Below are 18,826 nucleotides of genomic sequence, written 5' to 3' on the forward strand. Positions count from 1 at the left end.
CCTCAGGTGCACCGAACTGATCCTCAGGCCCACCGCGCGCGATGGACCAAGCGGGCTGTCCCAAAAGAACGCCCAGAAAGGGCCATACTGACCCGGCAGGCTGACCTTCCGTAAGGCTTTACCTTATTTTTGCCAAAAGGAAGCGACCCAGCTAGGCCCCTATTCGGTGTGCCCCTAAACCTGATCTTCATCGAACTCCCTCCCCGGAGAGCGCCTTGGCGTCGTAACATCTGCTACTCGCCGTCCGAACGGGCATCCCCCGGAAGAATTTCGGGGGAAACCGGCCGGGCGGCGTCCGAATTCCGGAGGAGTCGTCCGACATGGATGCCTGTCAGGGCTTCCGTCCACGGCGAACCATCGGGATGATGAGTACCTGACTCCGACCGGTGTTGTGATGGAGGCGGGAGCGTTAGCCTGCTCCCATTCACTCATTGTGATGAAGACTTGCCTCGCGGTACGGGACCCCCTGGGACGGAGGTGTTGTCCATGAGCACCGACACGTCCGTTCCGCGTCCCCGGATCTCTGGGGTGGAGGGCAAGCCCATGGATGCGTCCGATTCCGCGCTGTACGTGACGTTGATGAAGGAGGCTCCAGCCGGCTTCGCGTTCTTCGACACCGGGCACGGCTGTCGCCGGGTCAACGACGCGCTCGCCCGCATGCTCGGCCTGGCCGCCGGCGACCTGCAGGACCGCCTCCCCGCCGAGGTGCTCCCCGAGGAGCTGGCGACCGCCTTCGAGGCGGCGCTGCGCAAGGTCCTGGCCGAGGACCGGCCGCTGACGGACATCGACCTGGTCGTACGGGGAGCAGCGGCGTCCGCGCCGACCCAGGCCCCGGCAGGCGAGCCGCCCAACGAGACGAACGGCCCGCCCAGCTCCAACGGCCCGTCCACCGCGCACTTCCCGGAGTCCGCCGCGGACGCGGGCACCGGGGCCGGCGGCGGCGACCGCGCAGGTGACATCGCCAGTGACATCGCCGGCGGCGACACGCCCGGGCGTCCGTTCGGTGACGAACGGATTCTGAGCTGCTCGTGGCTGCCCTCGCACGGCCGCGACGGCAAGCAGCTCGGCGTCGTGCTCACCGTGCTGGACGTGACCGATCGCCGCCGCGCCGAGGAGGTCATCCGCCGCAAGGAGCAGCGTTACCGCTCGCTCGTGGAGGCCAGCTCCCAGGTGGTCTGGGTGGCGGCGCCCGAGGGCGACGTGATCGACGACGCGCCCGAGTGGCGGTCGATCACCGGCCAGACGCCCGACGACTACGCCCGCGACGGCTGGCTGGCGGTCGTCCACCCCGAAGACCGCCCCCGCATCGAGGCGACCTGGCGCGAGTGCGTCGAGGACGACCGCGTCTTCGAGACCAACTACCGGATCCGCACCAAGAGCGGCACGTACCGCCACTTCGACGTCCGCGCCGTGCCGATCCGGCAGGGCGAGACGGTGATCGAGTGGGTCGGTGCCAACACCGACGTGACCGGCCAGCGCGAGGCCGAGGAGATGCGCGGCCGGCTCACCGAGCAGCTGTCGGCCGCTGCGCTGCGCACCGCGCGGCTCCAGCAGGCCACCTCGATGCTGGCCGAGGCCCTCACCGTCAGCCAGGTCGTCCAGGTGATCACCGAGGTGGGCCGGTCGGCGATCGGCGCCGACTACTCCGCGGTGGCGCTGCTGGACGACGACAAGCTGCGGCTGAGCATCGTCGCGCCGTCCCAGCCGGGCGCCGAACTGGACGGCCGCGGCGGCGAGAGCAGGCCCTCCTCCCGCGACGACTTCAAAGTAAGTGACCAAACTGTTATGTCGGTCGCCGTGCGCGAGAGCCGGCCGTTCCTCGCCGAGCATCCCGACAGCCTCCGCCTGCAGCTGGGCCGTGACGAGGCGGGCCTGTTCCTGCAGCACACCGAGGAGCGCGCGTGGGTCGGCCTGCCGTTGCTCGCGGCCGGCGCCCCGATCGGCGCCCTGCGGTTCTCGTTCACGCGCCCCCGGGAGATCACTGAGGAGGAGCGGGTCTTCCTGGAGGCGCTGGCGGGCCAGTGCGCCCTGGCCGTCGAGCGCGCGCTGCTGTTCGAACGCGAACACAAGACCGCCGAGGAGCTGCAGCGCAGCCTGCTGCCCAGCGATCTTCCCCAGCTGCCCGGCATGCAGCTGGCGGCCCGCTACAACCCCGCGACACGCCATGTGCAGGTCGGCGGCGACTGGTACGACGTGTTCCGGCTGCCGGACGACCGGCTCGCCGTGGCCGTCGGCGACGTCATGGGCAAGGGCGTGCTCGCCGCGGCCGGAATGGGCCGCGTCCGCAACGCCCTGCGCGCCCTCGCGCTGAACGATCCGCGGCCTGCCGCGGTGCTGGCGGGCCTCGACCGGCTGTTCAGCGCGACCGAGGACGAGGAACAGTTCACCACGGTCGCGTACGCAGTGATCGATCCCGAGACGGGCCGCGGCGCGTTCAGCAACGCGGGCCACCCGCCACCCCTGTTGATCTCGCCCGACACGCCCGCGCGCGTGAGCACCCGGGAGCCCGGCACGCCCCTCGGATGGCCGAGCCAGAGGCAACAGACAAGTTTTTCCATCGAGACCGGCAACACTGTGGTGTTCTATTCCGATGGACTGGTGGAGAACCGTAGGCGTGGAGTGGACGCCGGCCTCGAGGAGCTCGTCTCTGTGGCCATGGACGCCCCACCTGAAGTGGTAGGAGACCCAGAGAGACTTGTCGACTTTCTGGTCGATCGCATGCTTGCCGGGTATGAGCAAGTGGACGATGTGACCGTACTTGCCCTGCACGTCCCACCGAAGTCCGCCTGATCACCACCGAAGACCCGCGCAAGACGGCGCAGTACGTACGAAGGACCGCTCGGCGCCCTCTAAGGTGGGTGTGTTACCGGGCAGGACATCGATGCGGAATGCGCAGCCGTGCCAGAATGCTTGACCCTAGTAAGAGCGGGTACGCTGCGGTCCCGCACCGGAGCGCCCGCCCAGTGTGTGGCCCCACCCAGTGTGAGGCCGGGCCCGTCAGGGCACTTGGGTCAACCAAGCCACACGTTCGTTCGAGAGGTATTTGTGTCGCCTGCTAGCTCGACCTCGAAAGCGTCAGATCTGCACGAGCACGTCATCGCGCAACTGATCGAGCGTGGACGGTCCCAGGGTTACCTCGACGCCGACGACGTACGACGTACGTTCGAGGAGGCCGACATCCCCGTGTCGAAGGCCTCCAGCATTCTGCGGAGCCTCAGCAAGGAGGGTGTAACCGTCATGGTGAGCGCTGCCGACTCCGCAGCGCCCAAGCGTCCGCGCAAGCGCGCGACGCCGACGGCGCGCAGGCCCAAAACAGCCGCTGCTGCACAAGAGCAGCCCGACACGGTGACCGCGGTCGTGAGTGACGACGCTGACGAGACCGCCGCCGCGCCCAAGCCGGCGCCCGCGGCGAAGAAGGCCGAGCCCAAGAAGGGCCCGGCGAAGCCGAAGAAGGCCGGAGCCGCCAAGAAGGTCGCCGCCGCCGACGCCGCCAAGGGCCCGGTGAAGGCGACCGGCAAGGCCGGCGACGACCCTGAGCTCGAGGACGAGGACGTCGACGTCGCCGACCTCGAGGAAGCCGACCTCGCCGATCTTGAGGCGGACCTGGTAGTGGTCGCCGAGACCGACGACGCGACCGACGGCGAGACCGAGGACGGCGCCGCCAAGCCGGTCGCCGCCAAGGCGGCCGCCGCCGGCAAGGCGCCCGAGGGCGGCACCACCACGTCCGAGGAAGAGTCGTTCACGCTCAGTGACGACGAGGACGACGCTCCGGCGCAGCAGATCGCCGCCGCGGGCGCCACCGCCGACCCGGTCAAGGACTACCTCAAGCAGATCGGCAAGGTCCCGCTGCTCAACGCCGAGCAGGAGGTCGAGCTCGCCAAGCGCATCGAGGCCGGCCTGTTCGCCGAGGAGCGCCTGGCGTCCGACGGTCCGTCGATGTCCGAAGAGGACCTCGAGGACTTCGAGTGGATCGCCGAGGACGGCCGCCGCGCCAAGAACCACCTGCTGGAGGCCAACCTCCGGCTGGTGGTCTCGCTGGCCAAGCGCTATACCGGCCGCGGCATGCTCTTCCTGGACCTGATCCAGGAGGGCAACCTCGGCCTGATCCGCGCGGTCGAGAAGTTCGACTACACCAAGGGCTACAAGTTCTCCACGTACGCCACCTGGTGGATCCGGCAGGCGATCACCCGCGCGATGGCCGACCAAGCCCGCACCATCCGCATCCCGGTGCACATGGTCGAGGTCATCAACAAGCTCGCCCGCGTGCAGCGCCAGATGCTCCAGGACCTGGGCCGCGAGCCCACCCCGGAGGAGCTGGCCAAGGAGCTCGACATGACCCCGGAGAAGGTCGTCGAGGTCCAGAAGTACGGCCGCGAGCCGATCTCCCTGCACACCCCGCTGGGCGAGGACGGCGACAGCGAGTTCGGTGACCTCATCGAGGACTCCGAGGCGATCGTCCCGGCCGACGCGGTCAGCTTCACGCTGCTGCAGGAGCAGCTGCACTCGGTGCTCGACACGCTGAGCGAGCGCGAGGCAGGCGTGGTGTCGATGCGGTTCGGCCTCACCGACGGCCAGCCCAAGACGCTCGACGAGATCGGCAAGGTGTACGGGGTGACCCGCGAGCGCATCCGCCAGATCGAGTCCAAGACGATGTCCAAGCTGCGTCACCCGAGCCGCAGCCAGGTCCTCCGCGACTACCTGGACTGATCACCCATCACGAGAAACGCCGGTCTGGCCCCAGTGGGGCAAGACCGGCGTTTCTCGTAGCAAGCACCCAAAACTGGAAGCCGACATCTCTGGGGTTTGGTCAGGCTGCGGCTTGGTCAGGCTGCGGCTTGGTCAGGCGTGGAGGATCACGTCCAGGTGGGCGCCGTTCAGCTCGACCGTGTAGCCGAGGTCGGCGACGGCCTTGAGGAGGGCTTCGGGTGTACGCGGGGTCGCGCCTGCCTTGATGAGGTCGTGGGCGACCTTGCCGCGGGTGGCCTTGGCCATGTGGCTGACGACCGTGCGCTTCGGCACGCCGCCGAGCATGCGCTCACGGAACACCCTGACCGTCACGGCCGGCTGCGGGGCCTTCCAGGCCGCCATGTACGGGCCGGAACGCATGTCCACCACCAGCCTGCCGTCCGGGCGCAGGGCCTCCTTGAGAGCGGGCCGCCAGGTGGCCGCCAGGCGCCCTTCAGTGGGCAGGGTCACACCCATGGCCAGCCGGTACGGCGGGATGCGGTCGGTGAGCCGCAGCGCGCCCCACAGCCCCGAGAAGACGATGATCTGGTCGGCGGCGCGGTCCGGCTCCAGGCCGGGCAGGGCCAGGTTGTCGTACAGCACCCCGGTGTAGAGGCGGGAGACGGGCAGCGTCGGCGCCTCGTACAGGGCCCGGTTGCGGCCGAGCGCCTCGACGATCTGCCCTGCGGGCAGGCACAGGACCTCCGGCGCGTCGGCGCGCATGCACACCTCGGCCAGAGCGCCGAGCACACGTTCACGGGTGGGGTTGAGCTCCGGGAAGCTGAGCCTGGTCAGGTCGAGCGGCGGGCCCTCCCCGTCGGTCGCCTTCCGTTCCGACGGCGGCAGCAGGATGAGCACACATTCCCCCCGAAAACATCCCATAAGGTTCTGCGATGGACGGCATCTACGACCTTGTGGCCGAGGCATGGCCCGCCCCGTTCTCCCAGGATATGGGCGGCTGGCGACTGCGACACGCCGACGGGGTGACCAAGCGCGCCAACTCCGTGCTCCCCCTGGGGGATCCGGGGCGGGTGGACGTGGCGATCGAACGGGCCGAACGTTTCTATGCCGAGCTCGGCCTTCCCGCCGTCTTCTCGGTGAGCGATCAGGCACGTCCGGAAGGGCTGGACGGGACGCTCGCCGAGCGCGGCTATGCCCGGGTCGATCCCACGCTGGCGATGATCAAAGAGATCGGCGAGGGTGGCGGCGGGGTGGCGATCGACGACACGCCGTCGCGGGAATGGCTGGATCTGTGGTGGTCGGTGGACGGCCGGTATCCGGAGCAGCTGCCCATGGCGGAGAAGATCCTCACGGGTGTTCCGGCCGGGTACGCGATGCTCGACGGCGTGGCCGTAGGGCGTGGGGTGGTCCAGGGAGAGTGGCTTGGGATCTACTCGATGGCGGTGGCGCCTGAGGCACGGCGGCGCGGCCTCGCCCGGCGTGTGCTCCGCGCTTTGCTGCGGTGGGGTGGCGAACTGGGGTGTACGCGTGCCTATTTGCTGGTCGTCGAGGAGAACGCGGCCGCCCGGGTGCTGTACGCGTCGGAGGGATTCGAGGTGGCCGGGGGCTATCACTACCGCGTGAAGTGATTTTTCAATACGGAGAGTATTGAAGTGATAACTGTGTGAAACTAGGCCTTCCCGAAATGCCAACGGCGGCCACCCATACCGGTGACCGCCGTCGCGGGATTCTTTTATGTAGGGGCTTACCGCTCTTCGGCAGGGGCAGAAGCCGGGGTTTCGTTCAGCCTGTCGCTCTCGTCCTGAATGTCGGCCCCGTTCGCGCGGAGAGCCTCTGCGTACTTACGCCCGTGGTGGGCGCAGAACAGAAGGTCGCCGCCGCCTACAAGGACTGCACGGACGTAGGCCTGGGCGCCACAGCGGTCGCAACGGTCTGCGACGGACAGCGGCTTGGTTGGGGCAAGGGCTCCAGTCACGGCACCTTCCTCATGCTCGGGGTCGGTACTTAGGAGAACATCTAACCCGACGCTGGCGTTCCCAACCTGCCCTGAAGTACGCCCAGAGCAGAATGGGGCATTAAGTGACCGACGTCACACGTTCCGGCAAGGGTTTTATGAGCGTCATGTGGCGCGCCAGCGGAACAGTCTGCTACGACCACCGCGGCCACCAACGCGATTTCCAGAAGGATTCCGATCTGCGCAAGGGGCAAGGGTCCGAGGCCCGTACCGTTTGTGGAGACAGTCAACCTTGAGGGTGTGTGTCATGATCAGGAAGTTACGGATGGCCAGGTCGGGGGACACCGGTCCACGGGTGGAGTTGGGCTTCTCCGCCCCGCCGTGCCCCCTGGAGGACCCCCACCGATGACAGATTCGATGGTATGTTCGAACATCCGCTCGCCGGTTTCGGCGAGCCTGGCGGAGGACCGTCGGCGCCCGGGGGTACTCTGCTGCCGACGTCCACCTACTCGTAGCCCCCACCCAGCCACTCTTTCGAAGGACAAGCCTTGCTTGGCCAACCGCAACCCCCGACCGTTGCGCAGACAAGCTTCGCTTGCGTCTCTAGGAGCACACGCAGTTGACCGCCGCGACCGCTGAAAAGGCCACTGACGATCCGCACGGCTACTCCGCCCGGCACCTCTCGGTGCTGGAGGGGCTGGAGGCCGTGCGCAAGCGACCCGGCATGTACATCGGGTCGACCGACAGCCGGGGACTGGCCCACTGTCTCTGGGAGATCGTCGACAACTGCGTCGACGAGGCGCTGGCCGGTTACTGCAGCCATATCGGCGTGACGATGCACAAGGACGGCTCGTTCGAGGTCGTCGACAACGGCCGCGGCATCCCGGTCGACATCGAGCCCAAGACCGGCCTGGCCGGCGTCGAGGTCGTCATGACCCGGCTGCACGCCGGCGGCAAGTTCGGCGGGGTGTCCTACACCGCGTCCGGCGGCCTGCACGGCGTCGGCGCGTCCGTCGTCAACGCGCTCTCCGCCCGCGTCGACGTCGAAGTGGACCGTGACGGCGCCACCCACGCGATCAGCTTCAAGCGCGGCCTGCCGGGCGAGTTCGCGACCCCCGGTCCCGAGGGCCGGTTCAAGAAGAAGTCCGGCATGCGCACGATCCGCAAGGTGGCCAAGAAGACCACCGGCACCCGCGTGCGCTTCTGGCCGGACCTGCAGATCTTCATCAAGGACGCCACGGTCGAGCAGCCCCTGGTCATGGACCGGATGCGGCAGACCGCGTTCCTCATCCCCGGCCTGACCATCGACGTCCGCGACGAACGCGGCGAGGAGGTCGTCGAGGAGACGTTCCGCTTCGACGGCGGGATCAGCGAGTTCTGCTCCTACCTGGCCAAGGACGCCGAGGTCGTCGACGTCCTCCGGCTCCAGGGCCGCGGCCACTTCACCGAGACCGTGCCCGTGCTCGACGACCAGGGCCACCTCACCCCCACCGACGTCGAACGTGATCTCGAGGTCGATGTGGCGCTCCGCTGGGGCACCGGCTACGACACCGTCACCAAGTCGTTCGTCAACGTGATCGCCACCCCCAAGGGCGGCACCCACGTGCAGGGCTTCGACCGCGCCCTCGTCCGCGTTCTCAACGAGCAGCTGCGCGCCACCAAGCTGCTCAAGAACGGCGACGAGAACGTCATCAAGGAGGACATCCTCGAGGGCCTCACGGCCGTCGTCACCGTCCGCCTGCCCGAGCCGCAGTTCGAGGGCCAGACCAAGGAGATCCTCGGCACCTCCGCCGCCACCCGCATCGTCCAGCAGGTCGTCGGCCGCGAGCTCAAGACGATCTTCGACAACCCCCCGCGCGGCCAGAAGCAGCCTCTCCGCGCCGTTCTCGAGAAGGTCGTCGGCGCCGCCAAGACCCGCATCGCGGCGCGCACCCAGCGCGACAACCAGCGCCGCAAGAACGCCCTGGAAAACTCCGCCCTCCCGGCCAAGCTGGTCGACTGCCGCACCGCCGACGACCGCAGCGAGCTCTTCATCGTCGAGGGTGACTCCGCCCTGGGCACCGCCAAGCTGGCCCGCAACTCCGAGTTCCAGGCCCTGCTGCCCATCCGCGGCAAGATCCTGAACGTGCAGAAGGCGTCCGTCGCCGACATGCTCAAGAACACCGAGTGTGCCGCGATCATCCAGGTCATCGGAGCCGGCTCCGGCCGCACCTTCGACATCGACGCCGCGCGCTACGGCCGCATCATCCTCATGGCCGACGCCGACGTCGACGGCAGCCACATCCGCTGCCTCCTGCTGACTCTGCTCTACCGCTACATGCACCCGATGCTGGAGGCGGGCCGGGTCTTCGCCGCCGTGCCGCCGCTGCACCGGATCGAGCTGGTCAAGCCCAAGAAGGGGCAGGAAAAGTACGTCTACTGCTACTCCGACGCCGAGCTCCGCAAAAAGCTGGTGGAGTTCGAGCGCAAGGGCCAGCGCTGGAAGGAGCCGGTCCAGCGTTACAAGGGCCTCGGTGAGATGGACGCCGACCAGCTGGCCGAGACCACGATGGACCCGCAGCACCGCATCCTGCGCCGCATCCGCATCGAGGACGCCGAAGAGGCAGCGAAGATCTTCGACCTCCTGATGGGCAGCGAGGTGGCACCCCGCCGCGAGTTCATCACCGCCGGAGCAGCCGAACTCGACATCGAACGCATCGACACCTGATCGACGTTTCGGCACTGATCGATCATCTCGGCACCTGATCGATCATCTCGGCACCTGATCGATCACTTTGGCGTTCGCTGACGCGGCGGCAAATCTTACGAGGTTCGTACGGCAGGCCGCCTATCCGGTCCCGGGGCCCTTCGGCGACTTAACGTCGGAGCATGAACGTGCTGCTCACCGGCTCCGCCGGGTTCATCGGCTCCCACATCGCCGACGCGCTGACCGCCGCCGGGCACACCGTCCGCGGCCTGGATCTGCGGGCGGACGGCGAGGTCGCCGACGTGCGCGATGCCCCGGCGGTGGCCCGCGCGCTCCGGGGGGTGGACGCGGTCTGCCACCAGGCGGCGATGGTCGGCCTCGGCGTCGACGTCTTCGATCTCCCCGCCTACGTCTCCGTCAACGCGCACGGCACCGCCGTTCTGCTGGCTGAGATGGCGCGGGCGGGTGTGGGCGCGCTCGTGGTGGCCTCCTCGATGGTGGTGTACGGCGAGGGCGCCTACTCCTGCGCACGGCACGGGGCCGTCCGTCCCGGGCCGCGCGGTGAGGAGGCGCTTCGCGCGGGCAGTTTCGAGCCCGGCTGCCCCCGCTGCGGCAATCCGCTGGAGCCCGGCACGGTCGGCGAGGACACCGAGCTCGACCCGCGCAACGTCTACGCCGACACCAAGGTCGCGCAGGAACATCTGTCCACGTCCTGGGCCCGGATGACCAGCGGCTCGGTGGCGGCGCTGCGCTACCACAACGTCTACGGGCCGAGGATGCCGCTCGACACCCCGTACGCCGGGGTCGCCGCGCTCTTCCGGTCACGCTTGGAACGCGGCGAGGCGCCTCTGGTCTTCGAGGACGGAGGGCAGCGGCGCGACTTCGTCCATGTGCGCGATGTCGCCCGTGCCAACGTGCTGGCCCTCGAACGTGTGGTCGCGGGTGACGCCGAGGCGTTCCGCGCGTACAACATCGCCAGCGGCGAACCGCGCACGATCGCCGACATGGCCGAGGCGCTGGCCGCGGCCTACGGCGGCCCGGCACCGCAGGTGACCGGCGGGTACCGGGTCGGGGACGTGCGGCACATCGTGGCCTCCTCCGGCCGCGCCCGCCGCGAGCTCGGGTTCGCGCCGGAAGTGTCGTTCGAGGACGGGATGGCCGAGTTCGCCGCGTGCGGGGTGACGGCATGATCGACGTGATCCTGCCCTGTCTCAACGAGGCCGAGGCGCTGCCGTGGGTGTTGTCCCGGATGCCGGCGGGGTTCCGGCCGATCGTGGTCGACAACGCCTCCACCGACGACTCCGCCCGCGTCGCACGTGACCACGGCGCGGAGGTCGTGGACGCCCCGCAACGCGGCTTCGGCGCGGCGTGCCATGCCGGGCTGGTGGCGGCGACGGCCGACGTGGTGTGCGTCATGGACGCCGACGCCTCGCTCGATCCCGGTGAGCTCCCCCGGTTCGTGGCGGAGCTGGACGCGGGCACCCGCCGCCTGGAGCCGGGCGCTCGCCTGGACGTGGCCACCCGGCCGATGCTCGTGATGGGGCGGCGGCGCCCTGCGGGGCATCGGGCGTGGCCGCCGCACGCGCGGCTCGGCAACGCCGTGCTGTCTCGATCACTCAACCGGCGCGCGGGCACCCGGCTGCACGACCTGGGGCCGATGCGGGCCGCCCGGCGCGCCGACCTGCTGGCTCTGGACCTGCACGACCGGCGGTTCGGCTACCCGTTGGAGATGGTGTTGCGGGCCGCCGAAGAGGGCTGGCGGGTGGTCGAGCTGGACGTGCCCTACCTGCCGCGCGTTGGCCGGTCGAAGGTCACCGGAACGGTCGGCGGCACGGTACGGGCCGTCCGGGACATGCGCCGTGTGCTGGCCGAGGTCGCCTCATGAACGCCGCCCAGGTCACCTTTCTGGTCATCGCCAAGGAACCCGTCCCTGGACGCGTGAAGACGCGCCTCACGCCCGCCTACACCTCTGAGGAGGCGGCTGAGCTGGCCGAGGCCTCACTCGCCGACACCCTCACGACCGTCGCGGCTGTACCCGCCGCAGACCGGGTGCTGGCCCTTGCCGGGAAACCGGGCGAATGGCTGCCGCCGGGATTCCGGGTGATCCCGCAGCGCGGGGGCGGGCTGGACGAACGTCTCGCGGCCGCCTTCGACGACGCCTGGACCGGGCACCCGCTCGTCCTGATCGGCATGGACACCCCGCAGGTCAGCCCCACCCTGCTCAAGCAGGCTGCGCAGCTGCTGCGCACGCACGACGCGGTCTTCGGCCCGGCCGCCGACGGAGGATTCTGGCTGCTGGGCCTCTCCCGGCCCGACGCCGGACTGCTCCATGGCGTGCCGATGTCGCGTTCCAACACCGGCCGGGTCCAGCTCGATCGGCTCCGCGCGGCCGACCTGTCGGTGGCATCACTGCCGGTGCTGACCGATGTCGACACCGCCGCCGACGCCGAGGCGGTGGCGACCGCCACGCCGGACGGCCGGTTCGCCGCCGCGGTCCGGCGAATGCGGGAAGGGCGGGCCGTCCGGACATGATCGGAGAGCTGTACGAACGCGCGCTGGAGGGCGCGCACCGGGTCGAGATCGAGGACGCAGCGGGCAGGCGGCGCCCGCTGCCGATCGGCGACTGGCTGGCGCTGCGACCCGGGGACGCCGCGCTCCTTGATCGGTGCGCCGGGCCGACGCTGGACGTCGGGTCGGGTCCCGGGCGGCTCACCGTGGCGCTGACCGAACGCGGCCTGCTCGCGCTCGGCATCGACATCGCCCCCCACGCGGTCGCGCTGACCGTGGCGTCGGGCGGGCCTGCGCTCTGCCGGGACGTGTTCGACCAGGTGCCGGGGGCCGGTCTGTGGCAGACGATCCTGCTGGCCGACGGCAACATCGGCATCGGCGGCGATCCGGTCGCGCTGTTGCGCCGGGCGGGCGAGCTGCTCGGCCGGGGTGGCCGGATCCTCGCTGAGGTGGCCGGTCCCGGCACACGTTCGCACACAGAACAGGTCCGGCTCCGCATGGCGCACACCGTCGGGGAGTGGTTCGCCTGGGCCAGGGTGTCGGCCGATGACATCGGTGTGTTCGCGGCAGGCTGCGGGGCCGCAGTGGATGAGATGTGGGAGGAGGCAGGCCGATGGTTCGTCAGCCTTCGGTTCTAGGCCGCTTCAGCAGCCGCTTGCACGATGAGCGCACGGCCTCATGGCTTGGCATCTGGCTCGGCGTGAGCTTCGGCGTCGCGTTCCTGACCGGTCTGATCAGCCACTTCATGCAGCAGCCGCCTGACTGGCTGCGCTGGCCGTCCCGCCCGGTGAACCTCTACCGGGTGACGCAGGGCCTGCACGTCATCGGGGGCCTGGCCACGATCCCGTTGCTGCTGGCCAAGATGTGGACCGTCTATCCCAAGCTGTTCCAGTGGCCGTCGCTCCGGTCGGTCCGGCACGCGGTGGAGCGGGGACTGATCTTCCTGCTCGTCGCGGCCGCTCTCTTCCAGATGCTCACCGGGCTGCTCAACATCGCCTACTGGTACGCGTTCCCCTTCTTCTTCACCGTCGCCCACTACTGGACGGGCTACATCCTGATCGGGGCCCTGATCATCCATGTGGTGAACGAGTGGTCCAAGGTCCAGCGCACGGTGATGAAGCGGCCCGAGGACGGGGTGAACCGGCGTGCCTTCCTGTTCACGGTGGCCGCCGCGTCGGGAGCGGTGATGCTCACCACGGTCGGGGAGACGTTCTCGCCGCTGGCCCGGCTCGCGGTGCTCGCCCCTCGCCGTCCGGGCGTCGGCCCCGCACGGCTGCCGGTCAACACGTCGGCGGTCGCCGCGGGCGTCACCACGACGGCGCGCAAGCCGGGCTGGACGCTGACCGTCACCGGGCGGGTCGAGAAGGAGCTCACCTTCACGATGGCGGAGCTGCGCGCCCTGCCGCAGCACACCGAACGCCTGCCGATCTCGTGCGTCGAAGGCTGGAGCGCCTCGGGCGACTGGACCGGCGTGCGGCTGCGGGATCTCCTGCGGATGGCGGGGGTCGCCGCCGACGCGCAGGTACGGGTCGAGTCCCTGCAGCGCGGCGGCCCGTACCGCAAGTCATGGGTCGATCCGCCGCACTGGCGGGATCCGCTGACCCTGCTGGCCCTGGACCTGAACGGCGCACCGCTCGACCTCGACCACGGCAGCCCCTGCAGGCTGATCGCACCCAACCGGCCGGGCGTGCTCCAGACCAAGTGGTTGCACACCGTGGTGGTCGCATGAAACGGGGTGGCGGCATGAACGGGGTGGTCGCATGAAGACCAGAATCGCCCTGTACGCCGTGGGCGGCTCGCTGATCCTGCTCGGTCTGCGCGGGATCCTGACCGAGTCGGAGCCGCGCTCCTGGGTGGTGTGGTTCGCGGGGGCGGTACTCGTCCACGATTTCGTGTTCGTGCCCGCCGTCCTCGTGATCGGCGCGCTCACCGCGTGGTTGCCCGTCGCCTACCGCACTCCGGCTCGGGCCGGGTTGATCGTCGCAGGAGCATTCACCCTGGTGGCGTCGCCGATGTTGCTCAGCACCGGCCGGCGCCCGGACAACCCGTCGATCCTCCCGCTCTCGTACGGGCGTTCTCTCGTCATCCTGCTGACCCTCGTCGTGGCCGTCACGGTCATCTGGCTCCTCCGGAAGCGGACACAGAAATGATCACTCGCGAGGCGCCGTCCACCCTGATCCGGCCCGCCGAGCCGGTGTACCGCAGCGGCCGTGTGGCCGTGGTGGTATGGGCACTCCTCATCGCGGCGACCTTCGTCGCCGGGTATTTCATGCGGCGCGCCGGACTGGCCACCGAGGACAAACTGCCGCCGCTGCACGCGGAGGCCCGGGGTGAGCCGCACACCTGGCAGCTCTACCCGGCGATCGCCGTCGCCGTGTTGTACGTGGCGGCGCTGCCCGTGCTCGTCCGGCGCCTCACCTGGCGACCGCTGCTCCTGGCGGCCTGGCTCGCGACGCTGGCCTGGACGGTCGTGCTCGCGCTGAGCGACGGGTTCGACCACATCGCCAAGCCGCTCGACGCCCCGACCGAGTACCCCGCCGGGCTCGACGCCGTACGGGCCGACCCGGCCGGGTGGCTTCACACGTTCACCGACCGGCTGAACGGCTACCCGACCCACATCCGCGGCCATCCACCCCTCCCGACGCTGGTCTTCTGGGCCCTCGACGCCGTCGGCCTGCGCGGGACGACCTGGGCCGCGGTCGTGATCATTGTGGTCGGCACCTCCGCGATCGTCGCCGTCGCGATGACCGTGCGCCTGCTCGCCGGGGAGGAGCTCGCCCGGCGTACGCTGCCGTTCCTCGTCATGGCCCCGCTGGTGCTCTGGATCGCGACCGCCATGGACGCGTTCTTCCTCGGAGTCGGGGCGTGGGGGACGGTCCTCGTGGCATTCGCCGCCAAACGGAACCGTGCCCTGGCCGCGCTCGGCGGTGGACTGCTGCTCGGCTCGCTGCCCTATCTGAGTTACGGGCTCCTGCCGTTGTTCGCTGTCCCGGCGGCCGTGCTGATCGCCGCCCGCCCGTCCGCGCGAGTCGCCGTGGTGTTGCTGTGCGGCTGCGCGATCGTCCCTGTGGCGTTCACGATGGGCGGGTTCTGGTGGCCGGACGGCGTGGCGGCCACGTTCGAGACCTACCGGGTCAGCCGGGGCTCGGCGATGCGCTCCTACTGGTACTTCCTGGTCGCCGACTTCGCCGTCCTGGGGCTGCTCGTCGGCCCGGCCGTCGCCCACGCGCTCCCTGCCGCACTGGCGCCGATCGGCCGCGCCGCCCGCGATCGGGTGCTTCCGCCCCTCCCGACCTTGCTGGTGGGCGCGGCGCTGCTGGGGACCATCGCCCTGGCCGTGTCGGGGGTGACCAGGGGCGAGGTCGAACGCATCTGGGTGCCGTACGCCGCCTGGATCATGGTCGCCGCCGCCCGCCACACACCTCCGTCGCGCGGCTGGCTCGCGGCTCAGGCCGTCACCGCCCTGCTGGTGCAGTCCCTGGTCCTCTCTGAGTGGTGACGGCTCGCATGGTGACGGCTCGCGTGTGACGGCTCGCCATGGTGACGACGTCCGGTGATTCCCGTCCGTCGCCGGTTCTCGACGATAAGTGATCGTTTGCTGGGTAGGTGGTGATCCAGGGCCGGGCGAGGGAGGCGTGAATGTCGGAGACGGCGGTCGATCCGCGGGAGATCAAGGGCGGGCTCAAGCGGGTCATCGGGCGCAGGATGCTCATGGTGTTCGTGGTCGGGGACATCCTCGGCGCCGGCATCTACGCGCTGGTCGGGCAGGTCGCGGGCGAGGTCGGCGGAGCGGTGTGGGTGCCGTTCCTGGTGGCCTTCGTGCTGGCGGCGCTGACCGCGACCGCGTACGCGGAGCTGGTCGGCAAGTATCCCCAGGCCGCCGGGGCCGCTCTCTACACCAACAAGGCGTTCGGCATCCCGTTCGTGACGTTCATCGTGGCGTTCGCGGTGATGATGAGCGGGATCACCTCGGCGAGCGCGGCGGCACGGGCGTTCGGCGGGAAGTACCTGGCGGAGTTCGTCTCGCTGCCGACGCTGGTGGGGGCGCTGATCTTCCTGGGGCTGGTGACGCTGGTCAACTTCGCCGGGATCTCCGAATCGATCAAGGTCAATGTGGTGCTGACGCTGATCGAGGCGTTCGGGCTGCTCGTGATCATGGTGATCGGGGTGTTCGCGCTGATCAGCGGGGACGGCGAGCCCAGCCGGGCGCTGGAGTTCCATCCGGCGAACGGGGCGTTCCTCGGCGTGCTCGGCGGCACCGCGCTGGCGTTCTACGCGCTGCTGGGCTTCGAGGACTCCGTCAACCTGGCCGAGGAGGCCAAGGAACCGGCCAAAGACTTCCCGCGGGCCCTCTTCGGCGGGCTCGCCATCACCGTCGTCATCTACGTCGCGGTCGCGTTCACGGCGACGATGCTGGTCGACACGGAGACGCTGCAGTCCTCGACGGGACCGCTGCTGGAGGTCGTGGAGGTCGCGGGACTGAGCTTCCCGCCGAAGTTGTTCGCGCTGATCGCGCTGCTGGCGGTCGGCAACACCGCGCTGATCAACATGATCATGGCGTCGCGGCTGGTGTACGGGATGGCGCGGGAACGGATCGTGCCGCAGGTGTTCGCCGTGACGCACCCGACGCGGGCGACGCCGTGGGTGTCCATCGTGTTCACCGTGGCGCTGGCGGTGATCCTGGTGAGCACCGGGGACGTCGGCGGGCTGGCCGACACGACGGTGTTGTTGTTGCTGTTCGTCTTCGCGCTGGTGAACGTGTGCGTGCTGGTGCTGCGCAGGGAACCGGTCGAGCATGACCATTTCCGCGCGCCGACCTGGATGCCCGCGCTGGGCGCGGTGAGCTGCCTGTTCTTGACGCTGCCGATCACCGGGCGGGAGGGCGAGGTCTATCTGCGGGCCGCGATCCTGATCGGGATCGGCGTGCTGCTGTGGATCGTCAACCGCCTCATCGTCGGCAGGGGTGAACCTAGTACCACCCCAAGTCGGCCATAGGGGTTACCGACGACACCCCTGCCTCCACGGGACCGTAGTGATCACGGTTTCCGGGAGGAGTGGCGATGGGTCTCGAGGATGTGGGAGCGGCGGTCCAGGAGTGGCTGTCGCTGCCGCCCATCGCGGTGGTGCTCTCCGGCTGGCGGCTGTGCGGGTACGCGATGACGGTCGACGAAGGCCTGGTCGGCGTGCAGCGGCACGACCTCTGGGCTGTCTTTGTGGCTTTGTTGTGGTTCGTCCCTTGGACCCGAGTGGCGCGGGAGGCGGCGGTGGGCTGCCTGGCGCTGTGGCCCGCGAGCGAACGTGTGCTGCGGGCGACTTCTGTAACAGGAGACTCATATGTCTCCCCTTTTCGGCAGAATGCTAGCCCGTGCGCGTACTTCGGGGGATCACCAACTGGACCCTGCTCGCCGTCCTGCCCTTTCTCCTTCTGGGCGGGTGTGCGTTCTGGAGTGACGACGGCCCTCCGCGTGGCGAGGGAGCAGTCGGGGGAGCAGTCGGGGGAGCAGGCGGCGGCGGCACGGCGAGGCCGGCCGTGGTGGCTTCGCCCAAGGTCGCCGACACCATCGCGGAGAACGCGCGGCCGGGCACGCCGGACTGGCGGTTGCGCAAGCGCGGTCAGGCGGACGAGATCGAGGGCTACGCGGACCGGGTGAGCGTGTTCCCCGGCGAGAGCTTCCAGCTGTTCGTGTCGACGACGACCAAGGGTTTCAAGGCCGAGGCGTTCCGGGTCGGCTGGTACGGCGGAGCGCATGCACGCAAGCTCTGGGAATCGCCGCGCCAACCCGGTGTCCGCCAGGCCTACCCCAAGGTGAGCAACCAGAACTACACGGTGACCGCGCCATGGAAACCGTCTCTCACAGTCACCACCACGGACTGGCCCGAAGGCGTCTACCTGCTGCGGCTCACGGCCGACTCAGGCGCCCAACGGTACGTACCGATGACGCTGCGTTCGCGTGATACCGCCGGACGGCTGGTCATCCTCAACGCCACCACCACCTGGCAGGCGTACAACATGTGGGGCGGCCACAACCTCTACAACGGGCCGAGCGGGTACAGCGACCGGTCGCGCGCAGTCAGCTTCGACCGGCCGTACGACAAGGACGGCACCGGCAAGTTCATGGGCTATGAGCATCCGGCGATCGTCCTCGCGGAGAAGACCGGGAAACAGCTGGCGTACGCGACGGACAACGATCTGCACGCCAGCCCGGACCTCCTCGAAGGCGCGCGGGGTCTGGTCACGCTCGGGCACGACGAGTACTGGTCCACCAACATGCGCGCGAACGTCACCAAGGCACGCGACAGCGGAGTCAACGTCGCGTTCCTCGGCGCCAACGCGGTCAACCGGCACATCCGTTTCAGCCCCACCAAGCTCGGCCCCGACCGCCTGGTGACCTGCTACAAGGACTCCTCCGAGGACCCGGTCGCCAAGTCCAACCCCAAGGAGTCCACGCACGACTGGCGACTGCCGCCCGTAGCGCGTCCCGAGAGCGACCTCATCGGGATCATGTACAACTGCTTCCCGGCGGCCGGCTCGTTCACCGTCCACCGTCCCGGCAGCTGGCTCTTCCGCGGCACCGGCGCGCGCAAGGGCACCGCGTTCCCCGGCCTGATCGGCCCGGAGACCGACGCGATCAATCCGATCGGCCCGACGCCGCGGCCCATCGAGGTGCTGGCGCACTCGCCGATCGACTGCGGCGGCATCGCCAAGACCGCGGACGCCACGTACTACACGACCAAGAGCGGCTCCGGTGTCGTCGCCACCGGCACCATGCGCTGGGTCTGCGCGATGCGCGGGCCCAAGTGCGGGCACGGCGTCACCGAGGCGGGGCGGCGATTCGTGACGAAGGCGACCGAGAACCTGCTGCTGGCGATGGCCGCCGGGCCTCTCGGCACCACCTATCCGGTCAAGGACAACCTGCGCGAGTTCACCTCATGAGGGCTTGCCAGGGCTCTCCATCCCTGGGTGGAGAATCCTCTGTCCTGCCTGGCGCCGA

At 69.5% G+C, this 18,826-nt stretch carries 15 protein-coding genes; 13 read left to right on the plus strand and 2 right to left on the minus strand.

What is annotated here, in order from left to right; translation table 11 throughout:
* Positions 1-486: 486 nt before the first annotated feature.
* Both ACH34W_RS24080 and ACH34W_RS24085 read left to right on the plus strand, forming a co-directional pair.
* Positions 487-2,790: a SpoIIE family protein phosphatase gene (locus ACH34W_RS24080; protein WP_395963260.1), complete on the plus strand. Its 2,304-nt coding sequence runs from the start codon at positions 487-489 to the stop codon at positions 2,788-2,790.
* A gap of 255 nt (positions 2,791-3,045) precedes the next feature.
* Positions 3,046-4,707, plus strand: coding sequence for an RNA polymerase sigma factor (locus tag ACH34W_RS24085; protein ID WP_395963261.1), 1,662 nt, complete (start codon positions 3,046-3,048; stop codon positions 4,705-4,707).
* A 132-nt stretch (positions 4,708-4,839) separates the two neighbouring features.
* On the opposite strand, the gene ACH34W_RS24090 is transcribed toward ACH34W_RS24085, so the two are convergent.
* The gene (locus tag ACH34W_RS24090; protein WP_395963262.1) at positions 4,840-5,583 is read right to left on the minus strand and encodes a YaaA family protein; all 744 of its coding nucleotides are present in this window, start codon (positions 5,581-5,583) and stop codon (positions 4,840-4,842) included.
* Between the two features lie 35 nt (positions 5,584-5,618).
* Here ACH34W_RS24090 and ACH34W_RS24095 point away from each other — a divergent pair, with 35 nt between their 5' ends.
* Positions 5,619-6,314 carry a GNAT family N-acetyltransferase gene (locus ACH34W_RS24095; protein WP_395963263.1) on the plus strand — a complete coding sequence of 232 codons (696 nt, stop codon included), beginning with the start codon at positions 5,619-5,621 and terminating at the stop codon, positions 6,312-6,314.
* 116 nt (positions 6,315-6,430) lie between these two features.
* Here the strand turns inward: ACH34W_RS24095 and ACH34W_RS24100 are convergent, their stop codons facing one another.
* Positions 6,431-6,661 (minus strand): hypothetical protein, encoded by a 231-nt coding sequence (locus ACH34W_RS24100; RefSeq protein ID WP_151563348.1) that lies wholly within the window; start codon positions 6,659-6,661, stop codon positions 6,431-6,433.
* Positions 6,662-7,259: 598 nt separating this feature from the next.
* Between ACH34W_RS24100 and ACH34W_RS24105 the strand changes: the two genes are divergently transcribed.
* From ACH34W_RS24105 to ACH34W_RS24150, 10 genes are all read left to right on the plus strand, one after another.
* Positions 7,260-9,347, plus strand: a complete 2,088-nt coding sequence (locus ACH34W_RS24105; protein WP_395963264.1) for a type IIA DNA topoisomerase subunit B — start codon at positions 7,260-7,262, stop codon at positions 9,345-9,347.
* Between the two features lie 161 nt (positions 9,348-9,508).
* Entirely contained in the window at positions 9,509-10,516 is a 1,008-nt protein-coding gene (locus ACH34W_RS24110) for an NAD-dependent epimerase/dehydratase family protein (RefSeq protein WP_395963265.1), read from the plus strand.
* Positions 10,513-11,211 carry a glycosyltransferase family 2 protein gene (locus ACH34W_RS24115; protein ID WP_395963266.1) on the plus strand — a complete coding sequence of 233 codons (699 nt, stop codon included), beginning with the start codon at positions 10,513-10,515 and terminating at the stop codon, positions 11,209-11,211. The genes ACH34W_RS24110 and ACH34W_RS24115 overlap by 4 nt, the downstream gene beginning before the upstream one ends.
* Entirely contained in the window at positions 11,208-11,858 is a 651-nt protein-coding gene (locus tag ACH34W_RS24120; protein ID WP_395963267.1) for a TIGR04282 family arsenosugar biosynthesis glycosyltransferase, read from the plus strand. Before ACH34W_RS24115 ends, ACH34W_RS24120 begins: the two co-directional genes overlap by 4 nt.
* Positions 11,855-12,472, plus strand: coding sequence for an SAM-dependent methyltransferase (locus ACH34W_RS24125; RefSeq protein ID WP_395963268.1), 618 nt, complete (start codon positions 11,855-11,857; stop codon positions 12,470-12,472). The genes ACH34W_RS24120 and ACH34W_RS24125 overlap by 4 nt, the downstream gene beginning before the upstream one ends.
* Positions 12,448-13,563, plus strand: a complete 1,116-nt coding sequence (locus tag ACH34W_RS24130) for a molybdopterin-dependent oxidoreductase (protein ID WP_395963269.1) — start codon at positions 12,448-12,450, stop codon at positions 13,561-13,563. The genes ACH34W_RS24125 and ACH34W_RS24130 overlap by 25 nt, the downstream gene beginning before the upstream one ends.
* A 31-nt stretch (positions 13,564-13,594) precedes the next feature.
* Positions 13,595-13,984 (plus strand): hypothetical protein, encoded by a 390-nt coding sequence (locus tag ACH34W_RS24135; RefSeq protein ID WP_395963270.1) that lies wholly within the window; start codon positions 13,595-13,597, stop codon positions 13,982-13,984.
* Positions 13,981-15,333, plus strand: coding sequence for a hypothetical protein (locus ACH34W_RS24140; RefSeq protein WP_395963271.1), 1,353 nt, complete (start codon positions 13,981-13,983; stop codon positions 15,331-15,333). The genes ACH34W_RS24135 and ACH34W_RS24140 overlap by 4 nt, the downstream gene beginning before the upstream one ends.
* A 140-nt stretch (positions 15,334-15,473) precedes the next feature.
* Positions 15,474-16,829: an APC family permease gene (locus ACH34W_RS24145; protein ID WP_395963272.1), complete on the plus strand. Its 1,356-nt coding sequence runs from the start codon at positions 15,474-15,476 to the stop codon at positions 16,827-16,829.
* 370 nt (positions 16,830-17,199) lie between these two features.
* Positions 17,200-18,768, plus strand: coding sequence for a N,N-dimethylformamidase beta subunit family domain-containing protein (locus ACH34W_RS24150; protein ID WP_395963273.1), 1,569 nt, complete (start codon positions 17,200-17,202; stop codon positions 18,766-18,768).
* The last annotated feature ends 58 nt before the right edge of the window (positions 18,769-18,826 follow it).

The sequence above is a fragment of the Actinomadura sp. 6N118 genome (genome assembly GCF_044326415.1).
GTDB lineage: Bacteria > Actinomycetota > Actinomycetes > Streptosporangiales > Streptosporangiaceae > Spirillospora.

Excerpts from the sequence above, each read along its gene's own strand:
- ACH34W_RS24120 (WP_395963267.1), top strand. The coding sequence starts at position 11,208 with ATGAACGCCGCCCAGGTCACCTTTCTGGTCATCGCCAAGGAACCCGTC.
- ACH34W_RS24080 (WP_395963260.1), top strand. The coding sequence starts at position 487 with ATGAGCACCGACACGTCCGTTCCGCGTCCCCGGATCTCTGGGGTGGAG.
- ACH34W_RS24145 (WP_395963272.1), top strand. The coding sequence starts at position 15,474 with ATGTCGGAGACGGCGGTCGATCCGCGGGAGATCAAGGGCGGGCTCAAG.
- ACH34W_RS24130 (WP_395963269.1), top strand. The coding sequence starts at position 12,448 with ATGGTTCGTCAGCCTTCGGTTCTAGGCCGCTTCAGCAGCCGCTTGCAC.
- ACH34W_RS24125 (WP_395963268.1), top strand. The coding sequence starts at position 11,855 with ATGATCGGAGAGCTGTACGAACGCGCGCTGGAGGGCGCGCACCGGGTC.
- ACH34W_RS24140 (WP_395963271.1), top strand. The coding sequence starts at position 13,981 with ATGATCACTCGCGAGGCGCCGTCCACCCTGATCCGGCCCGCCGAGCCG.
- ACH34W_RS24095 (WP_395963263.1), top strand. The coding sequence starts at position 5,619 with ATGGACGGCATCTACGACCTTGTGGCCGAGGCATGGCCCGCCCCGTTC.
- ACH34W_RS24135 (WP_395963270.1), top strand. The coding sequence starts at position 13,595 with ATGAAGACCAGAATCGCCCTGTACGCCGTGGGCGGCTCGCTGATCCTG.
- ACH34W_RS24115 (WP_395963266.1), top strand. The coding sequence starts at position 10,513 with ATGATCGACGTGATCCTGCCCTGTCTCAACGAGGCCGAGGCGCTGCCG.
- ACH34W_RS24110 (WP_395963265.1), top strand. The coding sequence starts at position 9,509 with ATGAACGTGCTGCTCACCGGCTCCGCCGGGTTCATCGGCTCCCACATC.